Source organism: Inquilinus limosus, assembly GCF_002195995.1.
Taxonomy (GTDB): Bacteria; Pseudomonadota; Alphaproteobacteria; order DSM-16000; family Inquilinaceae; genus Inquilinus; species Inquilinus limosus_C.
In genome coordinates this window covers 94816-118511 of record NZ_NHON01000009.1, presented here as the reverse complement: position 1 = coordinate 118511, position 23696 = coordinate 94816, and the positions used below count along the sequence as shown (strand labels likewise).

General features: G+C 67.2%; 21 protein-coding genes and 4 tRNA genes. All 25 read left to right on the top strand.

Features of this window, described 5'->3' with window-relative positions:
- A partial coding sequence (locus BWR60_RS07235; protein WP_144445540.1) for an NAD(P)H-hydrate dehydratase occupies positions 1-617 on the top strand: 617 nt, incomplete at its 5' end.
- A gap of 134 nt (positions 618-751) precedes the next feature.
- Positions 752-836: transfer RNA gene (locus BWR60_RS07230), tRNA-Leu, on the top strand.
- Between the two features lie 62 nt (positions 837-898).
- Positions 899-2359, top strand: coding sequence for a trigger factor (gene tig, locus BWR60_RS07225; RefSeq protein ID WP_088150329.1), 1461 nt, complete (start codon positions 899-901; stop codon positions 2357-2359).
- A gap of 84 nt (positions 2360-2443) precedes the next feature.
- Entirely contained in the window at positions 2444-3064 is a 621-nt protein-coding gene (gene clpP / locus BWR60_RS07220) for an ATP-dependent Clp endopeptidase proteolytic subunit ClpP (RefSeq protein WP_088150328.1), read from the top strand.
- A 192-nt stretch (positions 3065-3256) separates the two neighbouring features.
- Entirely contained in the window at positions 3257-4522 is a 1266-nt protein-coding gene (gene clpX / locus BWR60_RS07215; protein ID WP_034832306.1) for an ATP-dependent Clp protease ATP-binding subunit ClpX, read from the top strand.
- Between the two features lie 271 nt (positions 4523-4793).
- Entirely contained in the window at positions 4794-7199 is a 2406-nt protein-coding gene (gene lon / locus BWR60_RS07210; RefSeq protein WP_088150327.1) for an endopeptidase La, read from the top strand.
- Positions 7200-7408: 209 nt separating this feature from the next.
- A complete protein-coding gene (locus BWR60_RS07205) occupies positions 7409-7702 on the top strand; it encodes an HU family DNA-binding protein (protein WP_034832302.1) in 294 nt (97 codons plus the stop codon).
- Positions 7703-7798: 96 nt separating this feature from the next.
- Positions 7799-7874 (top strand) — tRNA-Val (locus BWR60_RS07200).
- Between the two features lie 149 nt (positions 7875-8023).
- Positions 8024-8100 (top strand) — tRNA-Asp (locus BWR60_RS07195).
- A gap of 73 nt (positions 8101-8173) precedes the next feature.
- Positions 8174-8250, top strand: a tRNA-Asp gene (locus BWR60_RS07190).
- A 334-nt stretch (positions 8251-8584) separates the two neighbouring features.
- The gene (locus BWR60_RS07185) at positions 8585-8953 is read left to right on the top strand and encodes an NADH-quinone oxidoreductase subunit A (RefSeq protein ID WP_034832298.1); all 369 of its coding nucleotides are present in this window, start codon (positions 8585-8587) and stop codon (positions 8951-8953) included.
- Positions 8954-8976: 23 nt separating this feature from the next.
- Positions 8977-9537 carry a NuoB/complex I 20 kDa subunit family protein gene (locus BWR60_RS07180; RefSeq protein ID WP_429913013.1) on the top strand — a complete coding sequence of 187 codons (561 nt, stop codon included), beginning with the start codon at positions 8977-8979 and terminating at the stop codon, positions 9535-9537.
- Positions 9538-9554: 17 nt separating this feature from the next.
- Positions 9555-10205 (top strand): NADH-quinone oxidoreductase subunit C, encoded by a 651-nt coding sequence (locus BWR60_RS07175; RefSeq protein ID WP_088150325.1) that lies wholly within the window; start codon positions 9555-9557, stop codon positions 10203-10205.
- A gap of 5 nt (positions 10206-10210) precedes the next feature.
- Positions 10211-11392 (top strand): NADH-quinone oxidoreductase subunit D, encoded by a 1182-nt coding sequence (locus tag BWR60_RS07170; RefSeq protein ID WP_088150324.1) that lies wholly within the window; start codon positions 10211-10213, stop codon positions 11390-11392.
- Entirely contained in the window at positions 11389-12054 is a 666-nt protein-coding gene (gene nuoE / locus BWR60_RS07165; RefSeq protein WP_088150323.1) for an NADH-quinone oxidoreductase subunit NuoE, read from the top strand. The genes BWR60_RS07170 and nuoE overlap by 4 nt, the downstream gene beginning before the upstream one ends.
- Entirely contained in the window at positions 12054-13352 is a 1299-nt protein-coding gene (nuoF, locus tag BWR60_RS07160) for an NADH-quinone oxidoreductase subunit NuoF (RefSeq protein WP_088150322.1), read from the top strand. The genes nuoE and nuoF overlap by 1 nt, the downstream gene beginning before the upstream one ends.
- A gap of 10 nt (positions 13353-13362) precedes the next feature.
- Positions 13363-15417, top strand: coding sequence for an NADH-quinone oxidoreductase subunit NuoG (gene nuoG / locus BWR60_RS07155; RefSeq protein WP_088150321.1), 2055 nt, complete (start codon positions 13363-13365; stop codon positions 15415-15417).
- Positions 15418-15424: 7 nt separating this feature from the next.
- Positions 15425-16432, top strand: coding sequence for an NADH-quinone oxidoreductase subunit NuoH (gene nuoH, locus BWR60_RS07150; protein ID WP_088150320.1), 1008 nt, complete (start codon positions 15425-15427; stop codon positions 16430-16432).
- Positions 16433-16443: 11 nt separating this feature from the next.
- On the top strand, positions 16444-16932 hold the full coding sequence (gene nuoI / locus BWR60_RS07145) for an NADH-quinone oxidoreductase subunit NuoI (protein ID WP_034832276.1): 489 nt from the start codon (positions 16444-16446) through the stop codon (positions 16930-16932).
- Between the two features lie 122 nt (positions 16933-17054).
- Positions 17055-17654, top strand: coding sequence for an NADH-quinone oxidoreductase subunit J (locus tag BWR60_RS07140; RefSeq protein ID WP_088150319.1), 600 nt, complete (start codon positions 17055-17057; stop codon positions 17652-17654).
- Between the two features lie 4 nt (positions 17655-17658).
- Entirely contained in the window at positions 17659-17967 is a 309-nt protein-coding gene (gene nuoK, locus BWR60_RS07135; protein ID WP_034832270.1) for an NADH-quinone oxidoreductase subunit NuoK, read from the top strand.
- Positions 17968-17977: 10 nt separating this feature from the next.
- Positions 17978-19924: an NADH-quinone oxidoreductase subunit L gene (gene nuoL, locus BWR60_RS07130; protein ID WP_088150318.1), complete on the top strand. Its 1947-nt coding sequence runs from the start codon at positions 17978-17980 to the stop codon at positions 19922-19924.
- 9 nt (positions 19925-19933) lie between these two features.
- Entirely contained in the window at positions 19934-21454 is a 1521-nt protein-coding gene (locus BWR60_RS07125; RefSeq protein ID WP_088150317.1) for an NADH-quinone oxidoreductase subunit M, read from the top strand.
- A 16-nt stretch (positions 21455-21470) separates the two neighbouring features.
- The gene (gene nuoN / locus BWR60_RS07120; RefSeq protein ID WP_088150316.1) at positions 21471-22937 is read left to right on the top strand and encodes an NADH-quinone oxidoreductase subunit NuoN; all 1467 of its coding nucleotides are present in this window, start codon (positions 21471-21473) and stop codon (positions 22935-22937) included.
- Positions 22938-23696: a biotin--[acetyl-CoA-carboxylase] ligase gene (locus tag BWR60_RS07115; RefSeq protein ID WP_230982977.1), complete on the top strand. Its 759-nt coding sequence runs from the start codon at positions 22938-22940 to the stop codon at positions 23694-23696. It abuts the gene before it with no gap.

Sequence of the window (23696 nt, the reverse complement as noted above, 5' to 3'; positions counted from 1 at the left end):
CGCTGCCGGCCTTCCGTGCCGACTGGCCCGGCGCCATGGCGCTGCCGAGCGAGCGCTGGGACGGGCTCCTGGCCGACCGGCGCCTGGGCCCGGTGCTGATCGGCCCCGGCGGCGGGGCCGGCCCGGCGCTGCGCCAGGCGGTCTCGGCCGTGCGCGCGGCGGGCAAATCGCTGGTGCTCGATGCCGATGGCCTCGCCAGCTATGCCGGCGAGCCGCAGGCGCTGGCCGGGCTGCTCGACGCCGATTGCGTGCTGACGCCGCATCAGGGCGAGTTCGACAAGCTGTTCGGCAAGGCCGACGCCCCGCGCCTGGCCCGGGCTCGGCAGGCCGCGGCCGAGATCGGCGCCGTGGTCGTGCTGAAGGGCGCCGATACCATCATCGCCGCGCCGGACGGGCGGGCCGCAATCAACGCCAACGCCCCGCCGACCCTGGCCACCGGCGGCACCGGCGACGTGCTGGCCGGGATCGTGCTGGGGCTGAAGGCCCAGGGCATGACGGGTTTCGAGGCCGCCCGCGCCGCCGTCTGGCTGCACGGCGCGGCCGCGCAGCGGGTCGGTGCCGGGCTGATCGCCGAGGATGTGATCGACGCGCTGCCGGCCGTGCTGGACCGGCTCTGAGCCCTCCGGCCGCCCGCGTTTTGCCTGTCGTCCGCAAAAACCCTGTGCTATGACCGCCCCTTCGCAGGGCCGACTCCCTCCGTTGCAAGCCTTTTTGTGCGTGTTTTCGGGGGCGGGCAGGGGTGGGGGTCTTCGCGGGCGTGGCGGAATTGGTAGACGCACTGGATTTAGGTTCCAGCGGCGAAAGCCGTGGGGGTTCAAATCCCTCCGCCCGCACCATCAAACCTCAGACAGGGCACATAGCGTCCCGACCTGTCACATCGACGGATTCCTGAAGACCGATGCAAGTGATCGAAACCAGCACCGAGGGTCTGCGGCACGAGTTCAAGATCGTCGTGCCGGCGGCCGACATCGAACAACGCGTCCAGACGGAGCTCGTCAAGCTCGCGGGCCGGGTCAAGCTCCCGGGCTTCCGCCCCGGCAAGGTGCCGGTGGCGCTGATGAAGCAGCGCTACGGCAAGTCGGTCATGGGCGAGGTCCTGGAAGGGGCCGTCGACGAGGGCACCCGCAAGGCCCTGGACGAGCGCAACCTGCGCCCGGCGCTGCGCCCGAAGGTCGAGGTCACCAGCTTCGACGAGGGCAAGGACCTGGAATACAAGGTCGATGTCGAGGTGCTGCCGGAGATCACCGCGCCGGCCTTCGACAGCGTCGAGATCACCCGCCCGGTCGCCGAGGTGACCGACGAGCAGATCTCCGCCGGCCTGACGCGCATCGCCGAGACCCGCCGCAAGTTCGAGCCCGTGACCGAGGAGCGCGGCCTGGAGAACGGTGACGTCGCCGTCATCGACTTCGAGGGCAGCCTCGACGGCGCCGCGCCGAGCGAGGAGATGTCCGGCAAGGACCATCGCCTGGAGATCGGCTCGGGCCGCTTCATCCCGGGCTTCGAGGAGCAGCTGGTCGGCAAGAAGGCGGGCGAGCATGTCACCGTCTCGCTGAGCTTCCCCGAGGAGTACCAGAGCCCCGAGCACGCCGGGAAGCCGGCGAAGTTCGAGGTCGACGTCAAGTCGATCGAGAAGGGCGTGGTGCCCGAGGTGAACGAGGAGTTCGCCAAGGAGTTGGGCTTCGAGGACCTCGAGGGCCTGCGCAACGCCGTGAAGGACCAGACCGAGCAGGAGTTCGGCCGGATCTCGCGCCTGCGCGCCAAGCGCACCCTGCTGGACAAGCTGGCCGAGCTGGTCGATTTCGCCGTGCCGCAGGGCATGGTCGACCTGGAGTTCGACCAGATCTGGAAGCAGGTGCAGCAGTCGATCGAGACCGGCGGCGACGACAATCCGGACAAGAACAAGCCGGAGGACGAGTTGAAGGCCGAGTACCGCGCCATCGCTGAGCGCCGCGTCCGCCTGGGCCTGCTGTTCGCCGAGATCGGCCGCGCCGAGAACGTCGAGGTGTCACAGGAGGAGCTGAACCGCGCCCTGATCGCCGAGGCCCGCCGCTATCCGGGCCAGGAGCAGCAGGTGGTGGACTTCTTCCGCCAGAACCCGCAGGCGATCGAGAATCTGCGCGCGCCGCTGTTCGAGGAGAAGGTCGTCGACGTCATCCTCGGCAAGATCAAGGTCAGCGACACCACGGTGACGCCGGAGGAGCTGGCGCGCGACCCGGACGAGGATGAGACCACCGAGGCCAAACCGGCCGAGGAGGCGAAGCCCGCCAAGCGCAAGGCTGCCAAGAAGGCCGCCGCCGAGACCGAAGGCGCCGAGACGAAGGCCGCCGACACCGACGCCGATACCGGCACCGGCGCCTGACCGGTTGAAGGTCGCCGCGGACCTCCCCTAATGTAGGGGCGAGCCGCGGCGCCCTGCCGGCCCGCGCGAGCCTTCGAGGAACGTATGCCTCCGTATGAGCCGAGCATGAACGCCCTGGTCCCGATGGTCGTGGAACAGACCAACCGGGGCGAGCGCGCCTATGACATCTATTCCCGTCTCCTCAAGGAGCGGATCATCTTTCTGACCGGGCCGATCTATGACGAGCTGGCCAGCCTGGTCTGCGCCCAGCTGCTGTTCCTGGAATCCGAGAACCCGAAGAAGGACATCGCCTTCTACGTCAACTCGCCGGGCGGGGTGATCACGGCAGGCATGGCGATCTACGACACCATGCAGTACATCCAGCCGCAGATCATGACCGTCTGCATCGGCCAGGCGGCATCGATGGGCTCGCTGCTGCTGGCGGCCGGCGCCCCCGGCAAGCGCTTCGCGCTGCCGAACAGCCGGATCATGGTGCACCAGCCCTCGGGCGGCGCCCGCGGCCAAGCCTCGGACATCGAGATCCAGGCGCGCGAGATCCTCAAGCTGCGCCAGCGGCTGAACGAGGTCTATGTCAAGCACACCGGTCAGAGCCTCGAGGAGATCGAGCGCTCGATGGACCGCGACAAGTTCATGTCGGCGGACGAAGCCAAGGGCTTCGGCATCGTCGACGAGGTCGTCGAGCGGCGTCCGACCGTTGCCGAATAATCGATCTCTTCGCCCACGGCCCTACCGAACGGGGCCGAAGGGCGCTATCTTGATTCGTGATGAAGCGGATCTGCCCTGCGCCGGGACGACCTTGTCGCAGGGTGGAGCCGCCGCCATCTGGAGGCAACCGCATCCCGGCCTGGGCGCCAGGGGCACGCGGGTCGGTATCGCGGATGCGGAAGTGAGGCAGTGATGAGCAAGACCTCAGGCGGTGACTCGAAGAACACGCTCTACTGCTCGTTCTGCGGCAAGAGCCAGCACGAGGTTCGCAAGCTGATTGCGGGCCCGACTGTGTTCATCTGCGACGAGTGCGTCGAGCTGTGCACGGACATCATCCGCGAGGAGAACAAGACCACGCTGGTCAAGAACCGCGACGGGGTCCCGACGCCGAAGGACATCCGCAAGGTTCTGGACGACTACGTGATCGGCCAGGAGCACGCGAAGAAGGTGCTCTCCGTCGCCGTGCACAACCACTACAAGCGGCTGGCGCACGGGCAGAAGAACGGCGAGGTCGAGCTCGCGAAGTCCAACATCCTGCTGATCGGGCCGACCGGCTGCGGCAAGACGCTGCTGGCCCAGACCCTGGCCCGCATCCTGGATGTGCCCTTCACCATGGCCGACGCCACCACGCTGACCGAGGCGGGCTATGTCGGCGAGGATGTCGAGAACATCATCCTCAAGCTGCTGCAGGCCGCGGACTACAATGTCGAGCGGGCGCAGCGCGGCATCGTCTACATCGACGAGGTCGACAAGATCAGCCGCAAGTCGGACAACCCCTCGATCACCCGCGATGTCTCGGGCGAGGGCGTGCAGCAGGCCCTGCTGAAGATCATGGAAGGCACCATCGCCTCCGTGCCGCCGCAGGGCGGGCGCAAGCACCCGCAGCAGGAGTTCCTGCAGGTCGACACCACCAACATCCTGTTCATCTGCGGCGGTGCCTTCTCCGGGCTGGAGAAGATCATCTCCCAGCGCGGCCGCGGCAGCTCGCTCGGCTTCGGCGCCGATGTGCGCGGGCCGGATGAGCGCACGACCGGCGAGATCTTCAGTGAGGTCGAGCCCGAGGATCTGCTGAAGTTCGGCCTGATCCCCGAGTTCGTCGGCCGCCTGCCGGTGGTCGCGACGCTCGAGGACCTCGACTCGGACGCGCTGATCGAGATCCTGTCCAAGCCGAAGAACGCGCTGGTGAAGCAGTATCAGCGCCTGTTCGAGATGGAGGACGTGCACCTGTCGCTCACCGACGATGCCCTGAAGGGCATCGCCAACCGGGCGATCCAGCGCAAGACCGGCGCGCGCGGCCTGCGCTCGATCATGGAGAGCATCCTGCTCGAGCCGATGTACGACCTGCCGAGCATGAACGGCGTGGTCGAGATCGTGGTCAACCGCGAGGTGGTCGAGGGCCGGGCCAAGCCGCTCCTGATCTACGCCGAGAAGCAGCAGGACCGCGCCCCCAGCGCCTGACGCCGGGCCCGCGACAGATCCTGACCGACCTGACAGCCGATGCCTCCGGGCATCGGCTGTTTCGTTTCGAACTTGGCCCGGAAGGCCGCCTTTGGCTTGCCACTGTGGCCCGATTGCGCTCTTGTGACGGGGTCATGAGGGCTGCAGCATTCCCGTCCCTTGAACGGCCTCCGGTCATCGCCACGTTTATCAGGCGCGCCGGGTCTCCACCGTCCGGCGCCGGCGCGGCGCCGCTTCCCGGGCCGCTGCCCACCCCAGTAAGGCAGAACGCATGTTGAACCTGAACAAAGACACGCTGTACCCGGTGTTGCCTCTGAGGGACATCGTGGTCTTCCCGCACATGATCGTGCCCTTGTTCGTCGGCCGCGAGAAGTCGGTGCGCGCGCTCGAGGACGTGATGAAGGAGGACAAGCAGATCCTCCTGGTCACACAGCGCAACGCCTCGCAGGACGACCCGTCGCCGGAGGAGATCTTCGACGTCGGCACGATCGGGACGGTGCTGCAGCTGCTGAAGCTGCCGGACGGGACCGTCAAGGTGCTGGTCGAGGGCGTGCAGCGCGCGCGCATCACGCGCTACGCCGACAATCCGGACTTCTTCCAGGCCCAGGTGGAGCCGCTGGAGGAGGTCAACGCCGACCCGCAGGAGGTCGAGGCCCTGGGCCGCGCCGCGGTCGCCCAGTTCGAGCAGTACATCAAGCTCAACAAGAAGATCCCGCCGGAGGTGCTGGTCTCGGTCAACCAGATCGAGGACGGCGCCAAGCTGGCCGACACCATCGCCGCGCACCTGTCGCTGAAGATCCCCGAGAAGCAGCAGATCCTCGAGATCGCCTCGATCACCGAGCGGCTGGAGAAGGTCTACGGCTTCATGGAGGGCGAGATCGGCGTCCTCCAGGTCGAGAAGCGCATCCGCAGCCGGGTCAAGCGGCAGATGGAGAAGACCCAGCGCGAGTACTATCTGAACGAGCAGCTGAAGGCGATCCAGAAGGAGCTCGGCGAGGGCGAGGACGGCCGCGACGAGGCGGCGGAGCTCGAGGAGCGGATCAACAAGGTCAAGCTGACCAAGGAGGCCCGCGACAAGGCCATGGCCGAGCTGAAGAAGCTGCGGTCGATGAGCCCGATGTCGGCCGAGGCCACGGTGGTCCGCAACTACCTCGACTGGATGCTGTCGATTCCCTGGAAGCAGCGGACCCGCATCAAGAAGGACCTGATCCACGCCGAGCAGGTGCTGAACGACGACCATTACGGCCTGGAGAAGGTCAAGGAGCGCGTGCTGGAGTACCTGGCCGTGCAGCAGCGGACCAACAAGATCCGCGGCTCGATCTTGTGCCTGGTCGGCCCGCCGGGTGTCGGCAAGACCTCGCTGGGCAAGTCGATCGCCAAGGCCACCGGCCGCAACTTCGTGCGCATGTCGCTGGGCGGCGTCCGCGACGAGGCGGAGATCCGCGGCCATCGGCGGACCTATATCGGCTCGATGCCGGGCAAGGTCATCCAGGGCATGAAGAAAGCGAAGTCGTCGAACCCGCTGTTCCTGCTGGACGAGATCGACAAGCTGGGCGCCGACTATCGCGGCGACCCGTCCTCGGCCCTGCTGGAGGTGCTGGACCCGGAGCAGAACGCGACCTTCAACGACCATTATCTCGAGGTCGACTACGACCTGTCGGACGTGATGTTCATCTGCACGGCCAACAGCCTGCGCATGCCGCAGCCGCTGATGGACCGCATGGAGATCATCCGCATCCCCGGCTACACCGAGGATGAGAAGGTCGAGATCGCCAAGCGCCACCTGATCCAGAAGCAGGCCGAGGCCAACGGCCTGAAGAAGGGCGAGTGGGCTCTGACCGACGAGGCGCTGCGCGACCTGATTCGCTACTACACCCGGGAGGCGGGCGTCCGCAGCCTGGAGCGCGAGATCGCGGGCCTGGCGCGCAAGGCGGTGCGCGAGATCCTGACCAGCGACGTCAAGAAGATCACCGTCAAGCCGGCGGATCTCGAGAAGTATGCGGGCGTGCGCAAGTTCCGCTACGGCGAGGCGGAGCTGGAGGACATGGTCGGCGTCGTCACCGGCCTGGCCTGGACCGAGGTCGGCGGCGAGATCCTGTCGATCGAGGCGGTGCCGGTCCCCGGCCGCGGCCGCGTCGTGGCGACCGGCAAGCTCGGCGACGTGATGAAGGAATCGGTACAGGCGGCGGAAAGCTTCGCCAAGGCCCGCGCCGTGTCCTTCGGCATCAAGCCGACGCTGTTCGGCAAGCGCGACATCCACGTCCATGTGCCGGAGGGGGCGACCCCGAAGGACGGGCCGTCGGCGGGCATCGCCATGGTCACGGCCATGGTCTCGGCGCTGACCGGAAACCCGGTCCGCCGCGACGTGGCGATGACCGGCGAGGTCACCCTGCGGGGGCGCGTGCTGCCGATCGGCGGCCTGAAGGAGAAGCTGTTGGCGGCCGTCCGGGCCGGGATCAAGACGGTGATTATTCCCAAGGACAATGAAAAAGACCTTGCGGATATCCCGGATTCGGTCAAGAAGGCCCTGGCAATCCTGCCGACCGCCAGTGTCGAGGAGGTTCTGAAGAACGCCCTGGTGCGTCCTCTGGAACCGATCGAGTGGAAGGAAACCGATGTGGACGACATCGCCCCCGTCGCCGCTGATGGCGACGACGAAGCGGTGATCCGTCACTGAGGCATCTCGGCGGCCTTGGAACTCGGCAGAATTCCATGTGTTTCAGGGCCGCCGACGATTGACCGGGTTTCCGCGATACGCTTACATTTCGTGACGTTTCGGTGTCGGGGAAAAGGCGCATCGAACGGTTGTCGGTTTGGAGATGTACCTAGCCTGTTTCCGGCATCCCTGCCGGAACGACCAACACAGAGCCTGAAGGAGGCCGACACGTGAACAAGAACGATCTCGTCGCACACGTCGCGGAAAGCACCGGTCTGTCGCGTGCCGATGCTGGCAACGCCATCGACAGCTTCATCGACGGTGTCACCAAGACGTTGACGAAGGGGGGGGAAGTCCGCCTCGTTGGGTTCGGCACCTTCGGTGTCGCGGCGCGTGCCGCGTCTGAGGGCCGCAACCCGCGGACCGGCGAGACCATCAAGATCGCCGCCTCCAAGCAGGTCAAGTTCAAGGCCGGCAAGGGCCTGAAGGATGCCGTCAACAGCACCGGCGGCAAGAAGAAGTAAGCCTTCGCGCTTGTGTCAGAACCGGCCGGTCGGCGCCTTGGCCCGACCGGCCGCTTCATGTCTGGACCCCGCGGGATCGCTCCCGCGGGTCCACCCGGGCGATTAGCTCAGCTGGTAGAGCATCGGTTTTACACACCGTGTGTCGGCGGTTCGAGCCCGTCATCGCCCACCAGTTCCCGGCCGCTCCGGCCGCTGTCGCGGCCTTCCGAATCCTCCGGTCCGGCCGCCGCGAAATTCCCGCTCCTCCGCCGGCAATTCGAGTTGACAGCCCCCGGTGGAGTGGGTATCTCAAGCGCCTCGCCGCGATGAGCGGCCAGATGCGCGGGTGTAGCTCAGTTGGTTAGAGCGCCGGCCTGTCACGCCGGAGGCCGCGGGTTCAAGTCCCGTCACTCGCGCCACTTCCTGTATTCCGGTCTCGCTCCGGGGTTCGGCCAGACGCCGACGGCCCCGTGATCGTTGCCGGCACCCTGCGCGGGTGTAGCTCAGTTGGTTAGAGCGCCGGCCTGTCACGCCGGAGGCCGCGGGTTCAAGTCCCGTCACTCGCGCCACTTCCCCCGATCATCGCCGTTACTTGCTCCGGGCCGCCTCGTCTGTGACGGGTTCGCGGCCCTTGCTGCATTTGGACGCGGCTGGACCCGCCGGTCCAGATGGCCGCCCGCGACATCCCGGGGAAAGGCGAAGATCCCAGCAAAATCATGAAGTTGAGAAGCATTCGCAATTAGAAAATGTGGCGGAAATTCGCTTCTCTCGTCCGACATGCCGGCCTATAAAGGCCGCGCCGGAAGGGACCCGGAACGGGCCACCCTCTCGACGAAGAATGAGATTTGGGGTGGAGCGCCTGCCGATCAAGATCGAGCAGGCTCCACGTGTGACGGGTGAGCGATGACGACCTCTCTAGTGTCGGAGTACTTTCCGATCCTCGTCTTCCTGGCGATCGCCATCGTGATCGCCGGCGCCGCGGTCGGCGCGTCCCTCGTCGTCGGGAAGCAGAACCCGGACAGCGAGAAGCTCTCGGCCTATGAGTGCGGCTTCGACGCCTTCGCCGACGCGCGCTCCAAGTTCGACGTCCGGTTCTACCTGGTCTCGATCCTGTTCATCATCTTCGACCTGGAAGTGGCCTTCCTGTTCCCCTGGGCGGTGGCGCTCAAGGACATCGGGATGTTCGGCTTCTGGTCGATGATGGTGTTCCTGGGCGTCCTGACCGTCGGCTTCATCTACGAGTGGAAGAAGGGAGCGCTGGAATGGGAGTGAGCGCGACTCAGCCGAGCAGCCCGGTGGCGACCAGCCCCGTGGGCATCGGCCCCATCGGCGTTGGGACTCCGATCCCCCCGGGCCCCGGGCAGGACGCGGTGATCCGCGCCGCCAACGCCGAGATCCAGGACAAAGGCTTCCTGCTGACCCAGTTCGACGCGCTGCTCGGCTGGGCGCGCACCGGGTCGCTGTGGCCGATGACCTTCGGCCTGGCCTGCTGCGCCGTGGAGATGATCCACGCCTACATGCCGCGCTATGACCTGGACCGACTCGGCGTCATCCCGCGGCCCAGCCCGCGCCAGTCCGACGTCATGATCGTCGCCGGCACGCTGACCAACAAGATGGCCCCGGCCCTGCGCAAGGTCTACGACCAGATGCCCGAGCCGCGCTGGGTCATCTCGATGGGCTCCTGCGCCAATGGCGGCGGCTACTACCACTACTCCTACTCGGTGGTGCGCGGCTGCGACCGCGTCGTCCCGGTCGACATCTATGTCCCGGGCTGCCCGCCGACGGCCGAGGCCCTGGTCTACGGCATCATGCAGCTGCAGAAGAAGATCCGGCGCGGCAACCGGATCATCCGCTGAGGGATCGGGAAGCGAGAATGGCATCGATCCAGGAACTGACCGACCTCGGCACGGCCCTCGCGGCGGCGCTGGGCGCGGATGTGCTCGATCACGCGGTGTCGCCGACGGCCGAGCTGACCCTGACCGTGCGGCGCGAGTCGATCGTCCGGGTGCTGACCCATCTGCGCGACGCGGCCGACGCCCTGTTCGAGCAGCTGACCGACATCTGCGGCGCCGACTACCCGACCCGGCCGGAGCGGCTGGAGGTGGTCTACCACCTGCTCAGCTTCCGGCATAACCGCCGGATCCGGCTCAAAGTGACGACCGACGAGGACACGCCGGTGCCGTCCGCCGCGGGTGTCTTCCCGGCCGCGACCTGGTTCGAGCGCGAGGCCTGGGACCTGTACGGCATCTTCTTCGCCGACAATCCGGACCTGCGCCGCATCCTCACCGATTACGGCTTCGAGGGGCACCCGCTGCGCAAGGACTTCCCGCTGACCGGCTATGTCGAGGTCCGCTACGACACCGAGCAGAAGCGGGTGGTCTACGAGCCGGTCAAGCTGACCCAGGATTTCCGCACCTTCGACTTCCTCAGCCCGTGGGAGGGGATGACGCGCGCCGGTCCTGAATTCGTGGCCCCGGTGCTGCCGGGCGACGAGAAGGCCGCGCTGAACGAGCCGAAGGCGTAAGCATCATGGTCGAGACCCAGATCAAGCCCTACACCATGAACTTCGGGCCGCAGCACCCGGCCGCGCACGGCGTGCTGCGCCTGGTGCTGGAGCTGGACGGCGAGGTGGTGGAGCGGGCGGATCCGCATATCGGGCTGCTGCATCGCGGCACCGAGAAGCTGATCGAGTACAAGACCTACATGCAGGCGACGCCGTATTTCGATCGCCTGGACTACGTCGCGCCGATGAACCAGGAGCACGCCTTCGCCCTGGCGGTGGAGCGGCTGCTGGGCATCACCGTGCCGGAGCGCGGCCAGTATATCCGGGTGCTGTTCTCCGAGATCGGCCGGGTGCTGAACCACCTGCTGAACATCACCACCTACGCGCTGGACGTCGGCGCCGTGACCCCGTCGCTGTGGGGCTTCGAGGAGCGCGAGCTCCTGATGGAGTTCTATGAGCGGGTGTCGGGCGCGCGGCTGCACGCCAACTATTTCCGCCCCGGCGGCGTGGCCCTGGACATGCCGGCCGGCCTGGCCGAGGACATCTGGGCCTATACCGAGCGCTTCCCGAAATTCGTCGACGACCTCGAAGCCCTGCTGACCGAGAACCGGATCTTCAAGCAGCGCCTGGTCGATATCGGCGTGGTGACGGCGGAGGAGGCGAAGGCCTGGGGCTTCACCGGCGTCATGCTGCGAGCCTCGAACGTCTCCTGGGATCTGCGCAAGTCGCAGCCCTACGACGTCTATGACCGGATGGATTTCGACGTCCCGGTCGGCCTGACCGGCGACTGCTACGCCCGCTACCTGCTGCGGGTCGAGGAGATGCGCCAGTCCAACCGCATCATCCGGCAATGCCTGGAGCAGATGCCGAAGGACGGGCCGGTGAAGTCCACCGACCGCAAGGTGTCGCCGCCGCCGCGCGCCGACATGAAGCGGTCGATGGAAGCGCTGATCCATCACTTCAAGCTCTACACCGAGGGCTACCACGTCCCGGCCGGCGAGACCTACGCCGCGGTCGAGGCCCCGAAGGGCGAGTTCGGCGTCTACCTGGTCGCGGACGGCACCAACCGGCCGTATCGCTGCCGCATCCGGGCCCCGGGCTTCGCCCATCTGCAGGGGCTCGACTTCATGAGCCGGGGACACATGCTGGCCGATGCCGTCGCGATCATCGGCAGCCAGGACATCGTGTTCGGGGAGATCGACCGATGACGGCCGCAGGGATTGCGCCGGAGGCGGACCAGCCGAAGGACTTCGCCTTCACGCCCGAGAATCTCGAACGGGCGAAGAAGATCATCGCCAAATACCCCGAGGGCAAGCAGCAGAGCGCGGTGATCCCGCTGCTCGACATCGCCCAGCGCCAGCACCACAACTGGATCCCGCGGGTGGCGATGGACTACGTCGCCGACCTGCTGGAGATGCCGCGGATCAGGGTGTACGAGGTCGCCAGCTTCTACACCATGTTCAACAAGGCGCCGGTCGGCCGCCACTTCTTCCAGGTCTGCACCACCACCCCGTGCTGGCTGCGCGGGTCGGGCGAGGTGATGCGGGCGCTGCAGGACCGGGCCGGCTGCGGCAACCACGAGACCAGCGAGGACGGCCAGTTCTCGGTGCTCGAGGTCGAGTGCCTGGGCGCCTGCGTCAACGCCCCGATGGTCCAGATCAACGACGATTTCTATGAGGATCTGGACTACGACAAGACCGTCTCGCTGATCGACGCGCTGAAGGCCGGGCAGCAGACCACGCCGGGCCCGCAGAACGGCCGCACCAATTCCGAGGCGCTGTCCGGCGCGACCACGCTGCTGAACATGAAGCCCGGCCACCGCCCGGCGGTGCCGGCCTCGGCCACCGCTCCGGATCAGGGAGAGAAGTGATGCTGCGCGACGAAGACCGCATCTTCACCAATCTCTACGGCTGGGACGACTGGGGCCTGGACGGCGCCCGCCGCCGCGGCATCTGGAGCGACATGAAATCGCTGGTCGACCTCGGCCGCGACAAGATCATCGAGGAGGTCAAGACCTCCGGCTTGCGCGGCCGCGGCGGCGCAGGCTTCCCGACCGGCATGAAGTGGTCCTTCATGCCGAAGGAGAGCAAGGACGGCCGCCCGAGCTACCTCGTCATCAACGCCGACGAGTCGGAGCCGGGCACCTGCAAGGACCGCGAGATCCTGCGCTTCGACCCGCACCGGCTGATCGAGGGCGCGCTGCTGGCCTCCTTCGCCATGGGGGCGCACGCCTGCTACATCTACATCCGGGGCGAGTTCTACGGCGAAGCCTCGAACATGCAGGTCGCGATCGACCAGGCCTATGACGCCGGCCTGCTCGGCAAGAACGCGGCCGGCACCGGCTGGGACTTCGACCTGTACCTGCACCGCGGCGCCGGCGCCTATATCTGCGGCGAGGAAACCGCCCTCTTGGAGAGCCTGGAGGGCAAGAAGGGCCAGCCGCGCAACAAGCCACCGTTCCCGGCGGGCGCCGGCCTCTATGGCTGCCCGACCACGGTGAACAATGTCGAGACCATTGCCGTGGTCGGCGAGATCCTGCGCCGCGGCGGCGCCTGGTTCGCCGGCATCGGCCGGCCGAAGAACCAGGGCACCAAGCTGTTCTGCATCTCCGGCCATGTGAACCAGCCCTGCAATGTCGAGGAAGAGCTCGGCATCCCGATGCGGGAGCTGATCGACAAGCATGCCGGTGGCGTGCGCGGCGGCTGGGACAACCTGAAGGCGGTGATCCCCGGCGGCTCCTCAGCCCCGATCCTGCCGAAGGACATCTGCGATACCGTCCTGATGGACTTCGACGCGCTGCGCGAGGTCAAGTCGGCGCTCGGCACCGCCGGGCTGATCGTCATGGACAAGTCGACCGACGTGATCTACGCGGTCGCCCGCCTGTCGCGCTTCTACATGCATGAGAGCTGCGGCCAGTGCACGCCGTGCCGCGAGGGCACCGGCTGGATGTACCGCGTCATGCAGCGCATGGTCACCGGCAACGCCCGGTCGGACGAGATCGACATGCTGCTGCAGGTGACCAAGCAGATCGACGGCCGCAGCATCTGCGCCCTCGGCGACGCGGCCGCCTGGCCGGTCCAGGCGCTGATCCGGCATTTCCGCGACGAGATGGAGGAGCGGATCCGCGACTATCGCGACCGCGCCCATAGCCGCGAAGCTGCGGAATAGGAAGGCACCGATGCCCAAGCTGACGATTGACGGGATCGAGATCGAGGTCGAGCCGGGCACGTCGGTGCTGCAGGCCTGCGAGCGCCTCGGCATCGAGGTGCCGCGCTTCTGCTTCCACGACAAGCTTTCGGTGCCGGCGAACTGCCGCATGTGCCTGGTCGAGATGGAGAAGGCGCCGAAGCCGATCGCGTCCTGCGCGATGCCGGCCGGCGACGGCATGGTGATCAAGACGAACACCGATGTCGTGCGCGATGCGCGGCGCGGGATCATGGAGTTCCTGCTGATCAACCATCCGCTCGACTGCCCGATCTGCGACCAGGGCGGCGAGTGCGACCTGCAGGACCAGGCCGTGGCCTACGGCTTCGACCGGGGCCGTTACACCGAAGGCAAGCGCGCGGTCACCGACAAGTATCTCGGGCCGCTGATCGAGACCTTCATGACCCGGTGCATCCAGTGCACCCGCTGCATCCGCTTCATCGACGAGATCGCCGGCGTGCCGGTGCTCGGCGGCGTGAACCGAGGCGAGCACATGGAGATCACCACTTACGTCGAGAAGGCCATCGCCTCCGAGCTGTCGGGCAACCTGGTCGATGTCTGCCCGGTCGGCGCGCTGACCTCCAAGCCCTACGCCTTCAGCGCCCGGCCGTGGGAGCTGCGCAAGACCGAGAGCATCGACGTGCTCGACGCCGTCGGCTCGAACATCCGCATCGACGCCCGCGGCGGCGAGGTGATGCGCGTGCTGCCACGCCTCAACGAGGACGTCAACGAGGAGTGGATCAGCGACAAGACCCGCTACGCCATCGACGGGCTGAAGCGGCGCCGCATCGACCGGCCCTATGTCCGGCGTGACGGCAAGCTGCAGCCGGCCAGCTGGGCCGAGGCGTTCCAGGCCATCGCCGAAAAGGCCAAGGGGCTGGACGGCCAGCGCATGGCGGCGATCGCCGGCGACACCGTCGATGCCGAGGCGATGGTCGCGCTGAAGGACCTGATGACGGCGTTCGGCTCGCCGAATCTCGACTGCCGCCAGGACGGGGCGAAGCTGCCGGCCGGGCCGCGCGGCGCCTACCTGTTCAACAGCGGCCTCGCCGGGATCGAGCAGGCCGACGTCATCCTGCTGGTCGGCACCAATCCGCGTTCCGAGGCGGCGATCGTCAACGCCCGCATCCGCAAGCGCTGGCTGAAGAACGGCCTGACCGTCGGCGTGGTCGGCCCCGATGTCGACCTGACCTATCGCACCCGCCATCTCGGCGCCGGGCCGGAGACGCTGGCGGCGATCGCCGACGGCACCGACGGCTTCGCCGAGGTGCTGCGCAACGCCAAGGCGCCGCTCTTGATCGTGGGGCAGGGGGCTTTGACCCGCAAGGACGGCGCCCAGGTGCTGGCCGCCTGCCGTAAGATCGCCGAGTCCTTCGGCCTGGTCCGCGACGGCTGGAACGGCTTCAACGTGCTGCACACCGCGGCGGCGCGGGTCGGCGGCCTGGATCTCGGCTTCCTGCCGGGCCCGGGCGGCCGCGACGTCGCCGGCATCCTCGACGGCGCGCAGAAGGGCGAGATCGACTTCGTCTGGCTGCTCGCGGCCGACGAGATCGACGCCGGCCGGCTCGACAAGGCCTTCGTGGTCTATCAGGGCCATCACGGCGACCGTGGCGCCCATCGCGCTGACGTGATCCTGCCGGGGGCCGCCTACACCGAGAAGAACGCCACCTACGTCAACACCGAAGGCCGCGTGCAGCAGGCCCGCATGGCGGTGTTCCCGCCGGGCGAGGCGCGCGAGGACTGGAAGATCCTGCGCGCCGCCAGCGAGGCCCTGGGCCGCAAGCTGCCCTATGACAGCCTGCGCGAGGTGCGCCAGCGCCTGGTCGCGGTGAACCCGGTCTTCGGGACGCCGGACACCCAAGGTGCGGGCGAGTGGGGGGCCTTCGGCGCCGAGGGCGCGATGGGCTCCGCGCCCTTCGCCTCGGCGGTCGAGAACTTCTACATGACGGACCCGGTGACCCGCGCCTCGGAGACGATGGCGCTGTGCATCGACGAGATCCTGGGCCAGCACAAAGCGGCGGCGGAGTAACGCGGCGATGGACTTCTGGAGCGGATACGCCTGGCCGACGGTTCTCGTCGTCCTTCAGATCATCGCGATCATCCTGCCACTGATCATCGCGGTGGCCTACCTGACCTATGCCGAGCGCAAGGTCATGGCCGCGATGCAGCTGCGCCAGGGCCCGATGGTGGTCGGCCCCTTCGGCCTGCTGCAGCCGATCGCCGACGGCCTCAAGCTCTTGAGCAAGGAGACGATCATCCCCTCCGGCGCCAACCGGATGCTGTTCATCCTGGCGCCGATGATCACCTTCTTCCTCAGCCTGGTGGCCTGGGCGGTGATCCCGTTCGACGACGGCTGGGTGCTGGCCGACATCAATGTCGGCGTGCTGTACCTGTTCGCGATCTCGTCGCTCGGCGTCTACGGCATCATCATCGCCGGCTGGTCGTCGAACTCGAAATACGCCTTCCTCGGCGGCCTGCGCTCCGCGGCGCAGATGGTGTCCTACGAAGTCTCGATCGGCTTCGTCATGATCTCCGTGCTGCTCTGCGTCGGCTCGCTCCGGATCTCCGACATCGTCCATGCGCAGGAGACGATCTGGTTCGCGATCCCGCTGCTGCCGATGTTCGTGATCTTCTTCATCTCGGCGCTGGCCGAGACCAACCGGGCGCCGTTCGACCTGCCCGAGGGCGAATCCGAGATCACCGGCGGCTTCATGGTCGAGTACTCGTCCATGACCTACGCGCTGTTCTTCCTCGGCGAATACGCGAACATGATCCTGATGAGCGGGATGACCTCCATCCTGTTCCTCGGCGGGTGGCTGCCGCCCTTCGGCTTCGCGCCCTTCACCTGGATCCCCGGCGTGATCTGGTTCGTGGCGAAGATCCTCTTCTGCCTGTTCGTCTTCATCTGGGTCCGGGCGACGCTGCCGCGCTTCCGCTACGACCAGCTGATGCGGCTGGGCTGGAAGGTGTTCCTTCCGTTCTCGCTGGCCTGGGTGGTGATCACCGCCGGCGTGCTCACCGCCTTCGGCTGGCTGCCGAACTGAGAGGCCGAGACATGGCGTTCATCGACCGCACCGCCCGCAGCCTGCTGCTCAAGGAAATCCTGGGCGGCCTGGCGCTGACCTTCAGCTACATGTTCAAGCAGAAGGCCACCCTGAACTATCCGTACGAGAAGGGCCCGCTGAGCCCGCGCTTCCGCGGCGAGCACGCGCTGCGACGCTATCCCAGCGGCGAGGAGCGGTGCATCGCCTGCAAGCTGTGCGAGGCGATCTGCCCGGCCCAGGCCATCACCATCGAGGCCGAGCCGCGCGCCGACGGCAGCCGCCGCACGACGCGCTACGACATCGACATGACCAAGTGCATCTATTGCGGCCTGTGCCAGGAGGCCTGCCCGGTGGATGCGATCGTCGAGGGACCGAACTTCGAGTTCGCGACCGAGACGCGCGAGGAGCTTTTCTACAACAAGGAAAAGCTGCTGCAGAACGGGGACCGCTGGGAAGCGCAGATCGCCGCGAACATTGCGGTCGACGCGCCGTACCGGTAAGACCCGCCGCGCCGCCTCGCCGGGGGATTCGGCCCGGCTCCCGCACGGGGGCCAGGCCGCGATGAGGGGTAGAGCAACCGTGACCTCGAGCGTCCGCAGGGGACGACAGGGAGCACCGTGAGATGATCATCCAGGCCTTGGCCTTCTATATCTTCGCCGCGATCACCGTGGCCTCCGCCGTGATGGTGATCTCGGCCCGCAACTCGGTGCACTCGGTGCTGTTCCTGATCCTCGCCTTCTTCAACGCGGCGGCGCTGTTCGTGCTGATCGGGGCGGAGTTCCTGGCGATGATCCTGGTCGTCGTCTATGTGGGCGCGGTCGCGGTCTTGTTCCTGTTCGTCGTGATGATGCTGGACATCAACTTCGCCGAGCTCAGGGCCGGCTTCCTGCGCTACCTGCCGATCGGCGCGCTGATCGGCGTGGTGCTGCTGGTCGAGCTGTTCCTGCTCTACGGCTCGGTCGGCGGGCCGTCGATCCTGGCCTCGGGCGCGGCGCATGTCGGCCCGACCAACACGGCGGCGCTGGGCCAGCTGATCTACACACAGTACGCCTTTCCGTTCCAGGCCGCGGGCCTCGTCCTCCTGGTCGCGATGATCGGGGCGATCGTGCTGACCCTGCGCCACCGCGCCGGCGTCCGCCGCCAGGTGATTTCGCAGCAGCTCGCGCGCCGGCGCGAGGAGGTGATGGTGATCAAGAAGATCGGCACCGGGGAAGGGGCCTGACGCCATGACGATCGGACTCGGGCACTACCTCGTTCTCGCGGCGATCCTGTTCACGCTCGGCATCTTCGGCGTGTTCCTGAACCGCAAGAACGTCATCGTCATCCTGATGTCGGTCGAGCTGATGCTGCTCGCCGTCAACATCAACCTCGTCGCCTTCTCGGTCGCCCTCGGCGACCTGGTGGGGCAGGTGTTCGCGCTGTTCGTGCTGACCGTCGCCGCCGCCGAGGCGGCGATCGGCCTCGCGATCCTCGTCGTCTACTTCCGCAACCGCGGCTCGATCGCGGTTGAGGACATCAACATGATGAAGGGCTGAGGCGCCCCCGATGGACATCGCAGCAATCTTCCTGCCGCTGGCCGGCTTCCTGATCGCAGGACTGTTCGGCCGCCTCATCGGCGACCGCGCCTCGATGGCCGTGACGACGCTCGCCGTCTGCGTCGCCGCGCTCATCTCCTGGTGGCTGTTCTTCGACGTCGCCATCGACGGCAACGTTCGCACCCATTCGCTGCTGCTGTGGATCAACAGCGGCACCTTCGTCGCCGACTGGGCGCTGAAGTTCGACACGCTGACCGCCGTGATGCTGATCGTGGTGAACACCGTCTCCGCGATGGTGCACATCTACTCGATCGGCTACATGTCGCACGACCACTCCAAGCCGCGCTTCTTCGCCTATCTCAGCCTGTTCACCTTCGCCATGCTGATGCTGGTGACGGCGGACAACCTGATCCAGCTGTTCTTCGGCTGGGAGGGCGTCGGCCTGGCCTCCTACCTGCTGATCGGCTTCTGGTACGAGAAGGAGAGCGCCCGCGCCGCCGCGGTGAAGGCGTTCCTGGTCAACCGCGTCGGCGACTTCGGCTTCGCGCTGGGCATCTTCGCCGTCTACAAGATCTTCGGCACGGTGCGGTACGAGGAGATCTTCGCCGCCGTGCCGCACATGGTCGATGCGCGGATCAACTTCCTCGGCATGGACCTGCCGGCCCTGACCACCGCCTGCCTGCTGCTGTTCGTCGGCGCCATGGGCAAGTCGGCCCAGCTGGGCCTGCACACCTGGCTGCCGGACGCGATGGAAGGCCCGACCCCGGTCTCGGCCCTGATCCACGCGGCCACCATGGTCACCGCCGGCGTGTTCATGCTGGCGCGCATGTCGCCGCTGTTCGAATACGCCCCGGACGCGCTGGCCGTGGTCTGCGTCGTCGGCGCGCTGACCGCCTTCGTCGCCGCGACGATCGGCCTGACCCAGTTCGACATCAAGCGGGTCATCGCCTATTCGACGATGAGCCAGCTCGGCTACATGTTCTTCGCCATCGGCGTCTCGGCCTACCAGGCGGCGATCTTCCACCTGATGACGCACGCCTTCTTCAAGGCGCTCCTGTTCCTCGGCGCCGGCTCGGTGATCCACGCCATGGGCGGCGAGCAGGACATGCGCAAGATGGGCGGCATCTGGCGGCTGATCCCGACCACCTACGCCCTGATGTGGATCGGCAGCCTGGCGCTGGCCGGCATCGGCATCCCCGGCGTGTTCGGCTTCGCCGGCTTCTACTCGAAGGACATGATCCTGGAGGCCGCCTGGGCCGCCCATAGCGGCGTCGGCAACCTGGCCTACTGGCTCGGTGTCATCGCCGCGCTGATGACCGCCTTCTACAGCGGCCGCCTCCTGTTCCTGACCTTCCACGGCAAGCCGCGCGCCGACCATCACACGATGGAGCACGCGCATGAATCACCGCCGGTGATGCTGGTGCCGCTGATCGTCCTGGCGGCCGGCGCGGTGCTGGCCGGCGTGATCGGCTTCGGGATCTTCGTCGGCGACGGCCGCGAGGGCTTCTGGCGCGAGGCCATCCTGGTCCTGCACGGCCAGGACAGCATCGAGGCCGCGCACCACGCGCCGGAATGGGTCAGCCTGCTGCCGCTGCTGGCCGGGCTGGTCGGCCTCGGCGCCTCCTGGCTGTTCTACATCCAGTCGCCGGGCCTGCCGGGCGCGGTGGTGCGGGCGTTCAAGCCGATCCACCAGCTGTTCTTCCGCAAGTGGTACTTCGACGAGATCTACGACGCCCTGCTGGTCAAGCCGGCCTTCGTCCTGGGCCGCGTCTTCTGGAAGGCCGGCGACGGCGCGATCATCGACCGGCTGGGGCCGGACGGCGTCGCGGCCACCTCGATCGGCATCGCCCGCAGGGCCAGCCGGCTCGAGAGCGGATATGTCTACCACTATGCCTTCGTCATGGTGATCGGCGTGGTCGCGCTGGTCTCCTGGTATGTCTTCGGCGGCCGGATCTGAGGGTGACCCATGGGTAATTGGCCGATCCTCTCGCTCGCCACCTTCCTGCCGCTGGTCGGCGCAGCCCTGATCCTGCTGCTGGCCCGGGGCAGCGAGGCCGCCGTGGCCGCCACCTCGCGCTGGGTGGCGCTGTGGACCACGCTCGTCACCTTCGCCCTCACGATCGCCGTCTGGCTCGGCTTCGACCCCTCGGTGGTCGGCTTCCAGATGGAAGAGAAGGTGGCCTGGTTCCCGGACCTCAACATCTCGTACCACATGGGCGTGGACGGCATTTCCGTGCTGTTCGTCGTCCTCTCGGCCTTCTTGATGCCGATCTGCATCCTCGCCAGCTGGGAGAGCATCCACAGCCGGGTGAAGGAGTACATGGTCTCGTTCCTGATCCTCGAGACCATGATGATCGGCATGTTCTGCGCGCTCGACTACGTGCTGTTCTATGTCTTCTTCGAGGGCGTGCTGATCCCGATGTTCGTGATCATCGGCATCTGGGGTTCGGGCGAGCGGCGCATCTATGCCGCCTTCAAGCTGTTCCTGTTCACGCTGCTCGGCTCGGTGCTGATGCTGGTGGCGCTCCTGGCCATGTACGTCCAGGCCGGCACCACCGACATCCCGACGCTGCTGGCGACGGATTTCAACTACCACATGCAGGTCTGGCTGTGGCTGGCCATGTTCGCCTCCTTCGCCGTGAAGGTGCCGATGTGGCCGGTCCACACCTGGCTGCCGGACGCCCATGTCGAGGCGCCCACCGCGGGCTCGGTGATCCTGGCCGGCGTGCTGCTGAAGATGGGGGGCTACGGCTTCCTGCGCTTCTCGATCCCGATGCTGCCGGAGGCGACGGCGCTGCTGACGCCGCTGGTCTACGGCCTGTCGATCGTCGCGGTCATCTACACCTCCCTCGTCGCCCTGGCGCAGGAGGACATGAAGAAGATGATCGCCTATTCCTCGATCGCGCATATGGGCTTCGTCACCGCCGGCATGTTCTCGCTGACCCAGCAGGGCGTCGAGGGGTCGATCTTCCAGATGCTCAGCCACGGCGTGGTCTCGTCGGCGCTCTTCCTCTGCGTCGGCGTGGTCTATGACCGGCTGCACACCCGCGAGATCGCGCGCTATGGCGGCCTGGCCACCAACATGCCGAAATACGCCGTGTTCTTCATGATCATGCTGCTCGGCTCGGTCGGCCTGCCGGCCACCTCGGGCTTCGTCGGCGAGTTCATGATCATGCTGGGCCTGTTCCAGGTGAATACCTGGGTCGCGACCCTGGTCGCGACCGGCCTGATCCTGGGCGCCACCTACATGCTGCTGCTGTACCGCAAGGTCATCTTCGGCGAGATCACCCGCGACGACGTGCGGAAGATGACCGATCTCAGCCCGCGCGAGATCTGCCTCTTCGTGCCGCTGGCGATCGTCGTGCTGTGGATGGGCATCTACCCGTCCAGCTTCCTGAACGTGATGTCGGTCTCGGTCGACCACCTCGTCACCCAATACCACGCCGATCTCGGCCGCGCCGACGCGGTCGCGGTGGCCGTCCGCTGATCCGGGGATCCGATCCATGGTGTCTCTTCCCGATCTGATGCCGGCCCTGCCGGAGATCTTCCTGGCCTGCGCCGGCATGGCGCTGCTGCTGATCGGTGTCTTCCTGGGCGAGAAGTCGACCCGGATCGTCGCCTCGCTGGCGGTGATGTCCTTCATCATCGCCGGGGCGCTGCTGGTGATGGGGCAGGGCGGCCGGGCCGTGACCTTCAACGGCATGTTCGTGGCCGATGGCTTCGCCGTGTTCATGAAGATCCTGGTGCTGATCGGCTCGGCGCTGGCCCTGATCCTCTCGCTCGACTACATCGAGCATGAGGGCATGTCGCGCTTCGAGTTCCCGGTGCTGTTCGTGCTGGCCACGGTCGGCATGATGCTGATGATCAGCGCCAACAACCTGATCTCGCTGTATCTCGGCCTCGAACTGCAGAGCCTGTCGCTCTACGTCGTCGCCGCCTTCAACCGGGATTCGGAGCGGTCGAGCGAGGCCGGGCTGAAATACTTCGTGCTCGGCGCCCTGTCCTCGGGCCTGCTGCTGTACGGCACCTCGCTGGTCTACGGCTTCCTCGGCACCACCAGCTTCGACGCGCTGGCCCAGGCCCTGTCCGGCCAGGCCGCGGCCGGCGGCGTGCTGGGCGGCAGCCAGATGGGCGTGATCATCGGGCTGGTGTTCATCTGCGCCGCCCTGGCCTTCAAGGTCTCGGCCGTGCCGTTCCACATGTGGACGCCGGACGTCTATGAGGGCGCGCCGACCCCGGTCACCGCCTTCTTCGCGGTGGCGCCGAAGGTGGCGGCCATGGCGCTGTTCGTCCGCGTGCTGGTCGAGCCGTTCGGCCACCTGACCAGCCAGTGGCAGCAGATCATCGTCGTCGCCTCGGCCCTGTCGATGATCCTCGGCGCCTATGCCGCGATCGCGCAGACGAACATCAAGCGGCTGATGGCCTATTCCTCGATCGGCCATGTCGGCTTCGCCCTGCTAGGCCTCGCCGCCGGCACCCAGCAGGGCATCACCGGCGTGATCGTCTACATGGCGATCTATGTGCCGATGAGCCTGGGCGCCTTCGCCGTGATCCTGTCGATGCGCATCAACGGCAAGCAGGTCGAGGGCATCCAGGACCTCGCCGGCCTCGGCAAGACCAGCCCGGGCCTGGCCTTCGCGCTCGTCATCATGATGTTCTCGATGGCCGGCATCCCGCCGCTGGCCGGCTTCTTCGCCAAGCTCTACGTGTTCAAGGCGGTGATCGAGCAGCAGTTCTACGTGCTGGCGGTGATCGGCGTGCTGGCCAGCGTGGTGTCGGCAGTCTACTACCTGAAGATCATCCGGGTGATGTATTTCGACGAGCCGAAGGTCGCCTTCGACAAGCCGGAAGGCGCCGCGATCCCGGCCATCCTCACCGTCTCGACCCTGTTCATCGTCGTGTTCTGGCTGCTGCCGGCGCCGCTGACCGGGGCAGCCCAGGCGGCCGCGGCCAGCCTGTTCGGGGGCTGATTGCCCGACAGCTCACTCTCGATCACGCTGCCGACAGGCTGGCGGCTCGACGCAAGGGACCGCGTCGGCAGCACCAATGACGAGGCGCGGGCGCTCGCCGCGGCGGGCGCCCCGCACGGCACCATCGTCTCGGCCCGGCGGCAGGACGCGGCCCGCGGCCGCCGCGGCCGCGCCTGGTCCGCGCCGGAAGGCAACCTCTACTGTACCGCCATCCTGCGGCCGCAGGTGCCGTTCAGCCGGGCGGGCGAGCTGACCTTCGTGGTCGCTGTCGCCGTGGCCGATGCGGTGGCAAGCTTCGGGCTCGAGCCGAAGCTGAAATGGCCGAACGACGTGCAGATCGCCGGCGACAAGCTGTGCGGCATCCTACTCGAGGCCGCGGTCACCCCGGACCGATCCGTCGACTGGATCGTCGCCGGCATCGGGGTGAACGTCGCCCATTACCCGCAGCTCGCCGATTACAACGCCACCAGCCTGCATGCCGCCGGCGCCAAGGATGCGACGGTCGAGACCGTGCTGGAACGGCTGGCCGCGGCGCTGGACCGGCGCCTGGCGGAGTGGCGGGCCGAGGGCTTCGACGCCACCCGCGCCGCCTGGCTGGGGCGCGCCGTCGGCCTCGGCGCCCGCATCACGGTGCGGCTGGAGACCGAGACGCTGGTGGGCGTGTTCGAGCATATCGACCCGACCGGCGCTCTGATCTTGCGCACCGACACCGGCCGGCACAGCATTACCGCAGGCGACGTCTTCTTCGGGAGGGGCTGA